Here is a 13024-nt window from a genome sequence, read left to right as displayed (position 1 = left end):
ACGGTGAAAACCGTCGCAAACCGATGGAATGCGTGCGCGCCCTAGCGGCCCTCGCGCCACCAGGCGCTGCCCAGCGCCACCAGGAAGGCGAGCGCCACCAGGATGCCCGGCAGCAAGGGCGTCTGGTTGATGCCGGCGACGGTGTAGCCTTCGTTGCGGCGCAGGCCGATCCAGTCGGAGCCGCCGGCGGCGCGGCCGGGGCGGACCGAGCGGATATCGGGCTCCGGCGTGTCGCTCAGCCACTGGATGCTGCCCCCCGAGGCCTCGACCAGAGGCTTCAGCTTCTGGTCGGTGGCGCGCACGTCGGAGAATTCCAGCGGGTCGGGATTGCCGACCGCGGCCACGGTGCGCAGCGTGCCGTCGTCGAAGCGATACAGACCGGGCTTGTCGACATCGACGATCGCCTGGCCGAGCCCCGGCGCGATCTGGCGCAGCTCCAGCGTGCGCGTGGCGCCGGCGTTGGGCTGGCTGGGCGTCGGCGTGCCGGGTGCCGTCATGGTGACCGGCGGGAAGGTCGCCGACAGCGTGCGGCGCGTGACCTCGATACGGCCGCCGACGGCGGTGGCGCGCAGCGCCTCCTCCTCGAGGTCGGGCTCCTTCATCAGCCAGTGCGCGACTCGGCGCACCAGCTCGGGCTGCGGCCCGCCGCCGTCGATGCCGCGGTTCCACAGCCACAGGTGATCGGACATCAACTGCGCCACGCGGCCCTCGCCGACGCGGTCGAGGATGACCAGCGGCTTGCTCTCGGCGCCTTCGAGAACGGCGTTGCCGTGGTCGGTGCGCGACGTGACCAGCCGGAACCAGCGGCCCCAGTCCGGCTCCTTCCCGGGGCCGCCCGACTGCGGCAGGTTGGCGGTGACGGGATGGCGCTGGCCGATCTCGGTGATCTTGGGCTTGAAGCCCTGCTCCAGCACGTCGCCGAGCGGCGCGGCCGGCAGGATGGTGCCGAGCGGCGTGCGGTAGAGCGAGCGCTGGGTGGCGAACACCGGCCCGACCGAGACCAGCAGCGCGCCGCCGCCTTTCACGTATTCGGCGATGTTGCGGAAGTAATCACGCGTGATCAGGTTCCCCGACTCGTAGCGGTCGAAGATGATCAGGTCGAATTCCTTGAGCTTCTGCTCGAACAGCTCGCGCATCGGGAAGACGATCAGCGACAGCTCGCGCACCGGCGTGAAGTCGTCCTTCTGCGGCGTGCGCAGGATGGTGAAGTGCACCAGGTCGACGGCGGGATCGCTCTTCAGCAGATTCCGCCACGCCCGCTCGCCCTGGTAGGGCTCGCCCGAGACCAGCAGCACGCGCAGCCGGTCGCGCACGCCGTTGATGGTGAAGATGGCGCGGTTGTTGTCGAGGGTCAGCTCGTTCTGCCCGGGCGCCACCTCGAGCTCGACGACGTTGGCGCCGGGATTGCCGACGGTGATCGGCAACTCGACCGAGCGGCCGACCGGCACATCGAGCCGGCGCACGACCTCGCCGCCGACCGAGATGGTGACCGGCGCGGTGCCGCCGGCGGGATCCTCGATCCGGAACTTGGCGGTGACCTGGCGGCCGACCACGCCGTAGCGCGGCGACTGCTCGACCACGATCAGCCGGTCGCGCTCGCCCTTCTTGCCGGCGATCAGCGCATGCACCGGTGCGCCGCCCAGCTCCGGCGGCAGGCCGGCCGGCACGTCGTGGACCTGGCCGTCGGTCAGCAGGATCACGCCGGCCAGCCGCTCCGGCGGCACCTCGACCAGCGCCGAGCGCATGGTCTCGATCAGGCGCGTGCCGCCCGGCCGCTCGCTGCCGAGCTGGATGTGCGAGGGCGGCAGGGTGGCTTCGCGGATCTCGAGGCCTTCCTGCTGGCCGAGCTTCTTCTTCAGCGCTTCCTTGGCCGCCTGGACCTGGGCATGACGGTCGCCGATCGCCATGGAATCGCTGTCGTCGGTGACGACCAGCGCCACGTCGGCGATCGGCTTGCGCTGCTCCTCGATCAGCGCCGGGTTGGCGAGCGCGGCCAGCACGACGATGACGGCGAGCGAGCGCCACAGCATGCCGCGCGCGCCGGCACGGATGCCGAGCAGCACCAGGATCAGGCCGGCTGCGCCGAGCGCGATCAGCACCGGCCAGCCCAGCACGGGATCGAAGGCGATCGAAACGGCGGAGGTCGGGTTCATCGCCGGAGCCTCTGCATGATGTCCTGGATATGAACCTGGTCGTCCTTGTAGTTGCCGGTCAGCGCGTGCATCACGAGGTTCACGCCGACGCGGAAGCTCATCTCGCGCTGGGTCTCGCCGCCGGGCGTCACCGGGTTCATGCCGCGGCCGCGCTGGTCGACCGCCCAGGCGCCGGCATAGTCGTTGGCGCCGATCACGATGGTGGTGACGCCGTCATTGACCCGGCCGCCGCCGGACTCGATCCACACCTTGCCACCGGTCCAGCGGCCCGGCATGTCGGACAGGAGATAGAACGACTTGGTCAGCACGTGGTCGGGCGGCATGACGATCAGGGGCGGCGTCTCGATGCCCGAGAGCAGGCGCTTGAGGTCCGGGTTGCCGCCGACCGGCCGGTCGAACGACATCTGCTGGTCGCGCGTGTCGATGAACAGGATGCCGCCGGTGCGCAGGTAGCGGTCGAGCGACGCCGAGGCGCGCGGCGACAGGTTGGGCTGGGTCGAGGTGATCGGCCAGTAGATCAGCGGATAGAGGCGCGGCTCGTCGTTCTCGAGGTCGAGGCCGACCGGATCGGCCGGCTCGACCGAGGTGCGGTTGCGCAGGACCTCGCTCAGCCCCTCGAGGCCGGCCTTGCTGGTGTCGTCGACGTCCTTGTCGCCGGTGATGATGTAGGCCAGCCGCGTATCGAGCGATCCCTTGAGCGCCTGGTCGTCGGTGAGCGGCGGCGGGCCCGCCTTCTCCGGCGCCGGTGCCGCGACACGCTGCGTCTGTGCCTGCGTGTCGGGCGGCAGGGCGAACACGGCGAGGCCGAGCAGCACGGCGGCCGGTGCCGCGCGGCCGATGCGCACCGCTCGCGGCATCAGCCCGCGCAGCCACAGCGACAGCAGCAGGTCGAGCAGCAGCAGCAGCGCGGCGGCGAGCAGGCACCAGCGCGACAGATCGGTCTCGCCGCCTTCCGACAGCCGGTCGGTCGCGACGCCCGCGGGCAGCGCCAGCGGCTTGGGCGCGGCGACATGGCCACCGATGTTGAAGGCGACCTGCGCGTTCTCGTCGCCGTAGAAGCCCGGCGGCGTGGTCGGCCTGGGTGCGAAGGTCTGGTCGGCATCGGCCGGCAGCATCTGCGCGCCGGCGGGCGGCGCGCCGAGCTTGCCGAAGCCGTCGAGCGTGCGCCACGGCTTCAGCGCCTTGTTGACGCCATCGCCGGCGACGCCGCGCGACAGAGTCACCAGGCGCTGCAGCATGTTCACGAACAGCCCCGACAGCGCCACGTTGCTCCAGCTCGTGTTGGCGGTGGTGTGGATCAGCACCAGGTAACCCTGCCCGCGCTTCTCGCCGGTGACCAGCGGCGTGCCGTCGGTCAGTCGCGCCCAGGTCTTGTCGGCGAGGTCCGGCGTCGGCTCGGCCAGCACCTGCTGCTGGATGCGCACGTCCTTGGGGATCGGGATACCGAGGAACGGGCTGTTGGTCGGGAACTCGGCGAGCACGCTCGGCTGGCCCCAGCTCATGACGCCGCCCAGCGCGCGGTCGCCCAGCCGGAGCGGCGTCGGCACCAGCGGATCGGCGCCGCCGGCGAGGTTCGGGCCGGCGAAGCGCACCGCGACGCCGCCGCGCTCGATCCATTTGGCGATCTCGTCGCGGTCGTTGGCGGAGGGCACAGCGCCGTCGGGGACCAGCAGCACGGCGGTGTTGCGGGTGAGCACCGTCTCGCGATCGCCGATCGTCAGGCTGACATAGGGATCGAGCGCGCGCTCGAGGAAGTAGACCTCCTGCAGCAGCGGCTGACCGGTGGCGGCGGCGCGCTCGCCCAGGATGGCGACCGGCCGGCGGCGGTTGCGCTCGTCGAGCAGCACGGTGCTGCCGGCGCCGCCCTGCGATTCGATGTCGAGCCGGGTCATGCGGTTGCGCAGCTCGGGCGGTGCCTGCAGCATGCCCTCGCCCTTGGTGGCAGCGGCGGCGAAGTCGAGCTCGATGCGGGCCACGATGCGGCCCTGGTCGTCGGCCGCCTGGATCGCGGCCTTGCGCGGGCCATCGGCGACCGGCCGCAGCGCGGTGACCTTGAGGTCGCGGCCCTCGGCGTTGGGCGGCAACAGGAGCAGCGGGGTGTTGGCGGCATCGGGCAGCACGACCTGCAGGCCGTCGAACTTCTGCAGCCGCTCGGTGAGCGCGGCCGCGCCCGGATCTTCAAGCCCGTCGCTCAGCCACACGACGTAGGCGCCGGGATCGAGCTTCAGCGCATCGATCTCGCGCGCGGCCGCAGCGCGGTCGGTCGGCCAGGGCTTGGGCCGGAAGGCGCGCAGGATGGTGCGGGTCTCGTCGGGCCGGAGCGCGCCCTTGCGCACCGTTGGTGCGTCGAGCGGCACGGGCGCCGTGCCCATCAGCGCCACCAGCCGGCCGGCGCGCTCGGCGCGCTGGATCAGGCGCTCGGCGTGGGCGATGCGGGTGGTCCAGCCGGGCGCCGACGACCAGCCGTCGTCGATCACGAGCAGCAGCGGGCCCTTGCCCGGCAGCTCGGCCTGCGGATTGAGCAGCGGCCGTGCGACGGCGAGGATCAGGAAGGTCGCGAGCAGCAACCGCATCAGCAGCAGCCACCACGGCATCTTCATCGGCGTCTGCTCGCTGGGCTCGAGCCCGATCAGCAGCCGGATCGCCGGGAAGCGGATCAGCCGCGGCAGCGGCGGGATCAGGCGCAGCAGCCAGTAGATCACCGGCAGCACCAACAACAGCGCCAGCATGCCGGGGGCGGCGAAAGCGAGCGCGCCGAGACTCAGCATGTCTGTGGACCGCGGGCTTCCAGCCCGCTCATGAGCGCGCAGTCGCCGTTTCGCCGCGAAGCGGCTTTAGCGCGCGGTCCAATGAGCGTCCGGGCCATCATCGCGTCACGCCGCGTTCAGCCGACGGAGGTCGGCCATGGCGAGGTAAAGCGACAGCAGCACGGTCTGCGGCGGCCGGTCGGTGCGATGCAGATGCACGGTCCAGTCGGCCGAGCGCGTCAGGCGCTGCAGGCCTTCCTTCTGGGCGGCGAGCCGCGCGCCATAAGCGGTGCGCACCGTCTCGACGCGGCGGATGGTGTGCTGGCCCTCGGCTTCGAGGCCCTCGAACTTCACATGGCCCGCGAACGGCAGGTCCTCTTCCGCCGGATCGAGCACCTGCACCAGATGGCCGCGCACCCCGACGCTCGCATAATGACGAATTGCCGCCGCGACGGTATCGAGTGGATCGAGCCAGTCGGAGACCAGGACCACCGTGCCGTGCGCCGGCAGCGGCACCAGCGGCGGCTGGCTCGGCAGATTCCGCGTGCTGTCGCGCGTCTCGTCGAACAGGGTCTCGGCGACGCGGCGCATCGCGACCCGGCCGGAGATCGGCCGCATGCCGCTGCCCAGGAGGGCGATCCGCTCGCCGGCATCGGTCAGCAGGCTCGCCAGCGCCAGGGTGATCAGCTCGGCGCGCACCGCCTTGGTGTCGATGTTGCGCAGCGAGGCGTACTGCATGGAGGGGGAAGCGTCGCGCCACAACCATACAGACGCCGCAGCCTCCCATTCGGTTTCACGAACGAACAGGTGGCGGCTGCGGGCACTTTGTCGCCAGTCGATCTGGCTGGCGCTGTCGCCGTCGCGATAGGGCCGGTACTGCCAGAAGGCGTCGCCCTGGCCGACGCGACGGCGGCCGTGCACGCCCTGGATCACGGTGGCCGCGACGCGGTCCGCCGCGACCATCAGCGCGGGCAGGGTGCCGGCGAGTTCGAGGGAACGATGAAGGGTAGACGGCTGGGCCATCGGCTCCGGCGCTGCAACGGATGGGCCAGGTTACGCCAAACGGGCGCACATCTGGGCGATGACGGTCTCCACCGTGATGCCCTCGGCGCGCGCCGAGAAGTTCACGGCCATGCGGTGGCGCAGGATCGGTCCCGCGAGCGCGACGACGTCGTCGATCGAGGGCGCGAGACGGCCCTGGATGATGGCGCGGGCGCGGGCGGCCAGCATGAAGGCCTGGCTGGCGCGCGGGCCCGGCCCCCAGGCGACGCGCTGGCGCACGACGTCGAGGTCGCTCGATTCGGGGCGGCCGGCACGGACCAGCTTGAGGATGGCATCGACCACGCTCTGGCCGATCGGCAAGCGGCGGACCAGCGCCTGCGCCGCGATCAGGTCGGCGGGGGTCAGCGCCTGGGTCGCCACCGGCACGTTGGCGCTGGTGGTCTGGATCATGATCTCGCGCTCGGCGGCCTCGTCGGGGTAGCCGACATCGACCTGCAGCAGGAAGCGGTCGAGCTGGGCCTCGGGCAGGGGATAGGTGCCTTCCTGCTCCAGCGGGTTCTGCGTGGCGAGCACGTGGAACGGCCCCGGCAGGTCGTAGCGCTTGCCGGCGACGGTGACGTGCTTCTCCTGCATCGATTGCAGGAGCGCCGACTGAGTGCGCGGGCTGGCGCGGTTGATCTCGTCGGCCATCAGCAGCTGGGCAAACACCGGGCCCTGAATGAAGCGGAACGAGCGGTTGCCCATGTCGCTTTCTTCCAGAACCTCGGAGCCCAGGATGTCGGCCGGCATCAGGTCGGGCGTGAACTGGATGCGCTTGCTTTCCATGCCGAGCACGATGCCCAGGGTCTCGACCAGCTTGGTCTTGGCGAGGCCGGGGACGCCGATCAGCAGCAGGTGACCGCCCGACAGCAGCGCAACCAGCGTTTGATCGATCACCGCCTGCTGGCCATAAATGACCTTGCCGATGGCGGCGCGCGCCTGTCGCAACTGTCCACCCAGCCGCTCGATGTCGGCCAGGGCAGCCAGGGCGTCAGCGTCGCTCGCGGTCGAAGTGTCGGGTGCCACCAGGGCGCTCCATGCTGTCGATGGGAATATATAGTGAGGGAAGCCCAGAATTGGGGCCGGAACAAGGGCATGACAGTTGAAGAAATTGTGCGCCGGGTGCGTGACAGAAGTACCCGGTTGGCATCCGGATTGCCCGTGCCGGCACCGCCGATCGGCAGCGACTTCTCGCTGAGCGGGGTCGTGCCGGTGCCCGAGACGTGGAAGCCCGCATCGGTCCTGGTGCCTTTGGTGGATCGTCAGGACGGGGTGACGGTGCTGCTCACGCAGCGCACGGCAGACATGCCGAGTCACGCGGGCCAGATCGCCTTCCCCGGCGGCCGCCGCGAGGTCGGCGAGGACGCCGTCGCGACCGCGCTGCGCGAGACCGAGGAGGAGGTCGGCATCGCGCGGCGCTTCGTCGAGGTCGTGGGCGCGGTCGATCTCTATCGCACCGGCACCGGCTTCGAGATCACGCCGGTCGTCGGCATCGTGGCACCGGGCTTCACCATCGTTGCGCAAGCGCGCGAGGTGGCCGACGTGTTCGAGGTGCCGCTCGAGCACTTCCTCGACGAGGTCAACCACCAGATCAGCAGCCGCGAGTACCAGGGCCGCCAGCGCCGCTACTACGCCATGCCCTACGGCGAGCGCTACATCTGGGGCGCGACCGCCGGCATGCTGAAGAACCTGCACTTCATCCTGACCGCCCAGGAAACGGCGGCTGCCTGAGCCATGCGCATCGTCTTGCTGGTCCTTGTCCTCGTGACCGCGCCGACCGTGGCGTTCTTCCTCTGGGCGTGGGGCGTCCGGATCAAGGAGGAGCGCAAGCTCGCCGGCACCCTGCCGGACTGGCAGGACCTGCCGTTCACCTGGCTGGCGATCGCCGGGCTGGTCTGCACCATCGCAGGCTTCCTCGTGATGTTCTTCACCCAGAACCAGGGCTACGGCGGACTGTTCACGTCATGAAGCCGGCCGGAAAGATCGCGCTGCCGGCGCTGATGACCGATGCGGCGACCGCGCGGCTGTTCGCGGCGCTCGGCGCCGCCGGCATCGCCGCGCGCTTCGTCGGCGGCTGCGTGCGCAACGCGGTGTTCGACCGGCCGATCCAGGACCTCGACCTCGCCGTCGACAAGCCGCCGGAGACGGTGATGCGCGCGCTCGAGGCGGCCCGGATCAAGGCGGTGCCGACCGGCCTGAAGCACGGCACGGTGACGGCGATCGCCGACGACCAGCCGTTCGAGCTCACGACCTTGCGCCGCGACGTCGAGACCGACGGCCGCCGCGCGATCGTCGCCTTCACCGACGACTGGCTGGCCGATGCCAGCCGCCGCGACTTCACCTTCAACGCGCTCTACGCTGATCCCGACGGGACGCTCTACGATCCGTTCGACGGCCGCGCCGATCTGGCGGCGGGCCGCGTGCGCTTCATCGGCGACGCCGACACGCGGATCGCCGAGGACCGCCTCCGCGTGCTGCGCTTCTTCCGCTTCCAGGCCTGGTACGGTCGGCCGCCGATCGACGGCGCGGGCTACCAGGCCTGCGCGCGCAACGCCGCGACCTTGCGTGGCCTGTCGGGCGAGCGGGTGCGCAAGGAGCTGCTGCGCACGCTCGAGGCCGACGGCGCGCCCGATGCGTTCGACGCCATGCGCGAGGCGGGCGTGCTCGATCACTGGCTGCCGGAATATGCCGGCTCGGCGCGGCTGCGTTCGCTGATGGCCCGCGAGGACATGGCCGACGGCCTGCGCCGCCTGGCGGCGGTCCTGCCGGCCGATGCCAACGCGGTCGCGATCGGCAAGCGGCTGAAGCTCTCGACCCAGGAATCGCTGCGGCTCGAGGTCATCCTGGCGCACGAGCCGGTCGTCGACATCGCCGGCGGCGCGCGCGCCTGGCGCGCCGGAATCTATCGACTCGGCAACGGTCTCTATACTGACCGGCTGCTGTTGAGCGACGCGCCGGGTGACTGGCGTGCGGCGCTCGCGATGGCGCGCCGCTGGACGGCGCCGCCATTGCCGGTGAGCGGCGGCGATGCGCTGAGGCTCGGCCTCAAGCCCGGGCCGCAGGTCGGCAGGCTGATCGACGCGGTCGAGCGCTGGTGGATCGAGGGTGACTTCGCGGCCGACCGCGCCGCCTGCCTCGCCGAGCTCGAACGGCTGGTCCGCGCGGCATGATCCGGCCGGGCGTGACCTTCGCGCTGTGGTGCGCGATCGCCGTGCTGGTGCTGGTCAACGACATGATCGGCGACACGCTGATCAGCGATCGCCTCACCGAGATCATGGTGCAGTGGTACAAGGTGCTGGTGCCGCTGCCCTATGTCGTGATGATGGCGGTCATCCATGCGCGCCGCACGAAAGGGCCGCAGTGGCGGGCGGCAGCGGTCCTCGCGGCCGTCCTGTGGTCCGTCACCACCGCGATCGTCGACTTCGGCTACGAGCGCGTCACGCTCGACCACGATGCGTCGATCTTCCTCGACCGTTTCGCCGTCGCGTACGGCGCGCCTTATCCGCTGCTGGTGCTGACGCTGTTCGCCGCACCTCTGCTGGCCGGCTGGGCGATGGCCAAAAAGCCCTGACGATCAGCGCACCGGCGGCGCGTACTGCAGGCCGCCGTCCTTCCAGAGCCGGTTGAGGCCGCGATCGATCTTGAGCGGGCTCTTCATGCCGAGATTGCGGTCGAAGCTCTCGCCGTAGTTCCCGACCTGCTTGACGATGGTGTAGGCCCACGTCTCGCCGAGGCCGAGCGCCTTACCCATGCCGGGCGTGGTGCCGAGCAGGCGCTTGATGCCGGGATTGTCACTCTTCAGCATCTCGTCGACGTTCTGCGAGCTCACGCCGTATTCCTCGGCCTCGAGCATGGCGTACTGGCTCCAGCGGATGACGTCGCCGAACTGGTTGTCGCCGTGGCGGAAGGCCGGCGCCAGCGGCTCCTTGGAGATGATCTCCGGCAGCACGACGAAGTCGTCGGCGGTCAGCGGCGGTGGGACGTTGGCGGCGCGCGACGAATAGAGCCGCGAGCTGTCGCCGGTATAGACGTCGCAGCGGCCGGCGAAGAAGGCGGCGCGGATCTGGTCCATGTCCTCGATCACCACCGGCTTCACCGTGAGCTTGTTGGCGCGGGCGAAGTCGGCGAGGTTGAGCTCGGTGGTGCTGCCTGACGGCACGCAGACCGAGGCGCCGTCGATCTCCTTGGCGCTCTTCACGCCGAGCTTCCTGTTCACCATGAAGCCCTGGCCGTCGTAGTAGGTGACGGCGCCGAAATCGAGGCCGAGCGCGGTGTCGCGGGTCATCGTCTGCGTCGTGTTGTTCGACAGCAGGTCGACCTCGCCCGACTGCAGCGCCGTGAAGCGGTGCTGGCCGCTCACCGGCACGTACTTCACCTTCTCGGAGTCGCCGAACAGCGCGGCCGCGACGGCACGGCAGACATCGACGTCGAGGCCGGTCCACTTGCCCCGGCTGTCGACGACCATGAAGCCCGCCAGCCCGTTGGCGGCGACGCCGCACAGCAGCTCGCCGCGTGCCTTCACCGCGTCGAGGTCCTTGCCTGCGAAGGCCGGGGTGGAGGAGAGAATGGCCGCCAAGGCCAGGAAGATCGTACGCATGTCCTTTCCTAGCGCGGAACGCCGGCGCTGGAGAAGGTAGGGGCGGCCCGATAAATCCTCGGGCGGCCGCCGCTTTTCCTCGGACGGCCGCATCTCTACGATCCGGCCGATCATGCCGCGCCTGCTCATCGTCAATTGCACCCGTGATTCGCTTCTGCAGAGTCTGGGGGCTCTCGGGAGTCGCTCCTACGACGCCCAGTTCATCGACTCGGTCCGCCGCCATCTGCCGGACCGGGTGCCGCTGGAAACCTTCACGCTCAACATCGGCGACAGCGAGGGTCTGCCGCAGGGTGCGCAGCTCGGCGACTTCGACGGCGCCTGGCTCTCCGGCTCGCCGCTCAACGTCTATCGGCTCGATCAGCCGACGGTCCGCGCGCAGCTCGATCTGGCCCGCGCCGTGTGGCAGGCCGGCGTGCCGGCCTTCGGCTCGTGCTGGGGGCTGCAGCTCATGACCGCGGCCCTGGGCGGCACGGTGCATCTCAATCCGAACGGCCGCGAGATCGGCGTGGCCCGCCGCATCGCCCCGACCGAGGCCGGCCGCCGTCATGCGCTGTTCGATGGAAAGTCCGGCCCCTTCGACGCGCTGTGCAGCCACGAGGACGAAGTCGAGACGCTGCCGGCCGGCGCCGAGCTGCTGGCCTCGAATGCGGTCAGCCGCGTCCAGGCGATGGCGATCCGCGAGGGCGGCAGGAGCTTCTGGGGCGTGCAATACCATCCGGAGTTCGACTTCGGCGCGGTCGCGGCGATCATTGCGCTGCGCGTCCAGCGCCACCTCGACGAGGGTCTGGCGCGTTCGGAGGGCGAGGTCGACACGATCGTTTCGGACTTTCGCAGCCTCACGCAGGAGGAGGCGCGCAAGGACCTCGCCTGGAAGTACGGCCTGCATGCCGACGTGCTCGATCCCAAGGTCAGGACGGCTGAATTCGGCAACTGGCTCAAGACCGAAGTGCTGCCGCGCGCGGGCCGCTGATGGGCGAGGCTGGCGTGGATCAGGCAGCGGCTCCGCCTTGCCGACTTGACGGTAAAGTTCGTCGTCAACGGCGAGACGATCGTCGATCGGACAGGCGGCCATCCGACCTCGGCGAAGCGCGGCTGACCTTCTCGCCGTAGGCTACGGCCAGCGGACCTCCGGCGGCAGCGACATCAGGATCGCCTCGACATTGCCGCCGGTCATCAGGCCGAACTTGGTGCCGCGGTCGTGCAGCAGGTTGAACTCGACGTAGCGGCCGCGGCGCACCAGCTGGTGCTCGCGCTCGGCCGCGGTCCACGGCTCGTTCATGTGCGCCCGCACGATCTTCGGATAGACGCCGAGGAAGGCCTCGCCGACGGCGCGGGTGAAGGCGAAGTCGGCGGCGAAGTCGCCGCTGTCGACATAGTCATAGAAGATGCCGCCGATGCCGCGCGCCTCGTTGCGGTGCGGCAGGAAGAAGTACTCGTCGCACCACTTCTTGAAGCGGGCGTAGTAGTCGGTGCCGTGCGCGTCGCAAGCGGCCCGGAACGCGGCGTGGAAGGTCTGGGTGTCGTCCTCGCGCGGCACCATCGGGGTGAGGTCGGCGCCGCCGCCGAACCACGACTTGGTGGTGACGATGAAGCGGGTGTTCATGTGCACCGCCGGCACCCGGGGCGAGCGCATGTGCGCCACCAGCGAGATGCCCGAGGCATGGAAGCGCGGGTCCTGCCCGGCGCCGGGGATCTGCTTGCGGAACTCGGGACTGAACTCGCCGTATACGGTCGAGACGTTGACGCCGACCTTCTCGAACACCCGGCCGCGCATGATCGACATCACGCCGCCGCCGCGGTCCTCGCCCCTGTCGCCGCGGTCGCGCTGCCAGGCCTTGCGCTCGAACTTGGCCGCCGGCAGGTCGGCGTGCGTGCCGGTCAGCTCGGTCTCGAGCGTCTCGAACTCGGCGCAGATGCGGTCGCGCAGGCCCTCGAACCAGGTGCGGGTGTCGGTTTTGCGTCGATCAAGGTCGGTCATGAGAGGGGCTGGTATCCGTCGGTCTGGCGCAGCGCCTCGCTCAATACCACCGCCGCGGCCAGCGCGACATTGAGCGAGCGCGCGCCCTTCTGTAGCGGCACGCGGACGCGCAGATCGGCGGCCTCGTGGACCTCGGCGGGCGCGCCGGCGCTTTCGCGGCCGAGCAGCAGGATGTCGTCGGGCTGGAAACGGGCGTCGGGCAGGCGGGTCGCGCCGGCCGTGGTCAGCAGCACCAGCCGTCCGGGCGGGCGGTCGCGCCGGAACGCCTCCCAGGAGGCGTGACGGGTGAGCCGGGCCAGATCGACATAGTCCATCGCCGCACGGCGGATGCGCTTGTCGTCGACCGGGAAGCCGCACGGTTCGATGACGTCCAAAGGGGTGCCCAGGCAGGCGGCGAGGCGTATGAAAGCGCCGAGATTCTGAGGTATATCGGGCTGATAGAGCGCAAGGCGCATTCCGGTTTCCTTCCCTCATCGTCCGCGCCGCGGAAGCGTTTCGTGCGACAGGC

General features: G+C 70.3%; 12 protein-coding genes. 5 read left to right on the top strand and 7 right to left on the bottom strand.

The genetic code is table 11. The features are described 5' to 3' along the window. Positions 1-41: 41 nt before the first annotated feature. The 4 genes from J0J01_RS08080 to J0J01_RS08065 all read right to left on the bottom strand — a co-directional run bounded on the left by J0J01_RS08080 (position 42) and on the right by J0J01_RS08065 (position 6967). Positions 42-2153, bottom strand: coding sequence for a hypothetical protein (locus tag J0J01_RS08080; protein WP_296379755.1), 2112 nt, complete (start codon positions 2151-2153; stop codon positions 42-44). Next, positions 2150-4921, bottom strand: coding sequence for a DUF4159 domain-containing protein (locus tag J0J01_RS08075; RefSeq protein ID WP_296379754.1), 2772 nt, complete (start codon positions 4919-4921; stop codon positions 2150-2152). Before J0J01_RS08075 ends, J0J01_RS08080 begins: the two co-directional genes overlap by 4 nt. A gap of 105 nt (positions 4922-5026) precedes the next feature. After that, on the bottom strand, positions 5027-5923 hold the full coding sequence (locus J0J01_RS08070) for a DUF58 domain-containing protein (RefSeq protein ID WP_296379753.1): 897 nt from the start codon (positions 5921-5923) through the stop codon (positions 5027-5029). 30 nt (positions 5924-5953) lie between these two features. Beyond that, a complete protein-coding gene (locus J0J01_RS08065) occupies positions 5954-6967 on the bottom strand; it encodes a MoxR family ATPase (RefSeq protein ID WP_296379752.1) in 1014 nt (337 codons plus the stop codon). Positions 6968-7084: 117 nt separating this feature from the next. Between J0J01_RS08065 and J0J01_RS08060 the strand changes: the two genes are divergently transcribed. Genes J0J01_RS08060 through J0J01_RS08045 form a run of 4 tightly spaced genes read left to right on the top strand, consistent with a single transcriptional unit; the run spans position 7085 to position 9512 of the window. Beyond that, on the top strand, positions 7085-7672 hold the full coding sequence (locus tag J0J01_RS08060; RefSeq protein ID WP_296379751.1) for a CoA pyrophosphatase: 588 nt from the start codon (positions 7085-7087) through the stop codon (positions 7670-7672). A gap of 3 nt (positions 7673-7675) precedes the next feature. Next, positions 7676-7909 carry a hypothetical protein gene (locus J0J01_RS08055; RefSeq protein ID WP_296379750.1) on the top strand — a complete coding sequence of 78 codons (234 nt, stop codon included), beginning with the start codon at positions 7676-7678 and terminating at the stop codon, positions 7907-7909. Beyond that, positions 7906-9111 (top strand): CCA tRNA nucleotidyltransferase, encoded by a 1206-nt coding sequence (locus J0J01_RS08050; protein WP_296379749.1) that lies wholly within the window; start codon positions 7906-7908, stop codon positions 9109-9111. The genes J0J01_RS08055 and J0J01_RS08050 overlap by 4 nt, the downstream gene beginning before the upstream one ends. Next, positions 9108-9512: a hypothetical protein gene (locus tag J0J01_RS08045; protein WP_296379748.1), complete on the top strand. Its 405-nt coding sequence runs from the start codon at positions 9108-9110 to the stop codon at positions 9510-9512. The genes J0J01_RS08050 and J0J01_RS08045 overlap by 4 nt, the downstream gene beginning before the upstream one ends. 3 nt (positions 9513-9515) lie before the next feature. Here J0J01_RS08045 and J0J01_RS08040 read toward each other — a convergent pair whose 3' ends face one another. Further along, positions 9516-10538: an amino acid ABC transporter substrate-binding protein gene (locus J0J01_RS08040; protein ID WP_296379747.1), complete on the bottom strand. Its 1023-nt coding sequence runs from the start codon at positions 10536-10538 to the stop codon at positions 9516-9518. A gap of 112 nt (positions 10539-10650) precedes the next feature. On the opposite strand from J0J01_RS08040, the gene J0J01_RS08035 reads away from it, so the two are divergent. Then, a complete protein-coding gene (locus J0J01_RS08035; protein WP_296379746.1) occupies positions 10651-11508 on the top strand; it encodes a type 1 glutamine amidotransferase in 858 nt (285 codons plus the stop codon). 141 nt (positions 11509-11649) lie between these two features. On the opposite strand, the gene hemF is transcribed toward J0J01_RS08035, so the two are convergent. Next, on the bottom strand, positions 11650-12516 hold the full coding sequence (gene hemF, locus J0J01_RS08030; protein WP_296379745.1) for an oxygen-dependent coproporphyrinogen oxidase: 867 nt from the start codon (positions 12514-12516) through the stop codon (positions 11650-11652). After that, positions 12513-12971 (bottom strand): tRNA (cytidine(34)-2'-O)-methyltransferase, encoded by a 459-nt coding sequence (locus J0J01_RS08025; protein WP_296379744.1) that lies wholly within the window; start codon positions 12969-12971, stop codon positions 12513-12515. Before J0J01_RS08025 ends, hemF begins: the two co-directional genes overlap by 4 nt. Between the last annotated feature and the right edge of the window lie 53 nt (positions 12972-13024).

This window comes from Reyranella sp. (genome assembly GCF_017305915.1).
Classification (GTDB): Bacteria; Pseudomonadota; Alphaproteobacteria; order Reyranellales; family Reyranellaceae; genus Reyranella.
The sequence above is the reverse complement of the archived record's forward strand: the minus strand, read 5'-3'. Positions and strand labels throughout refer to the sequence as shown.

Coding starts and splice junctions, on each gene's coding strand:
- J0J01_RS08070 (WP_296379753.1), bottom strand. CDS start 5,923: ATGGCCCAGCCGTCTACCCTTCATCGTTCCCTCGAACTCGCCGGCACC.
- J0J01_RS08035 (WP_296379746.1), top strand. CDS start 10,651: ATGCCGCGCCTGCTCATCGTCAATTGCACCCGTGATTCGCTTCTGCAG.
- J0J01_RS08075 (WP_296379754.1), bottom strand. CDS start 4,921: ATGCTGAGTCTCGGCGCGCTCGCTTTCGCCGCCCCCGGCATGCTGGCG.
- J0J01_RS08055 (WP_296379750.1), top strand. CDS start 7,676: ATGCGCATCGTCTTGCTGGTCCTTGTCCTCGTGACCGCGCCGACCGTG.
- J0J01_RS08045 (WP_296379748.1), top strand. CDS start 9,108: ATGATCCGGCCGGGCGTGACCTTCGCGCTGTGGTGCGCGATCGCCGTG.
- J0J01_RS08025 (WP_296379744.1), bottom strand. CDS start 12,971: ATGCGCCTTGCGCTCTATCAGCCCGATATACCTCAGAATCTCGGCGCT.
- J0J01_RS08040 (WP_296379747.1), bottom strand. CDS start 10,538: ATGCGTACGATCTTCCTGGCCTTGGCGGCCATTCTCTCCTCCACCCCG.
- hemF (WP_296379745.1), bottom strand. CDS start 12,516: ATGACCGACCTTGATCGACGCAAAACCGACACCCGCACCTGGTTCGAG.
- J0J01_RS08050 (WP_296379749.1), top strand. CDS start 7,906: ATGAAGCCGGCCGGAAAGATCGCGCTGCCGGCGCTGATGACCGATGCG.
- J0J01_RS08080 (WP_296379755.1), bottom strand. CDS start 2,153: ATGAACCCGACCTCCGCCGTTTCGATCGCCTTCGATCCCGTGCTGGGC.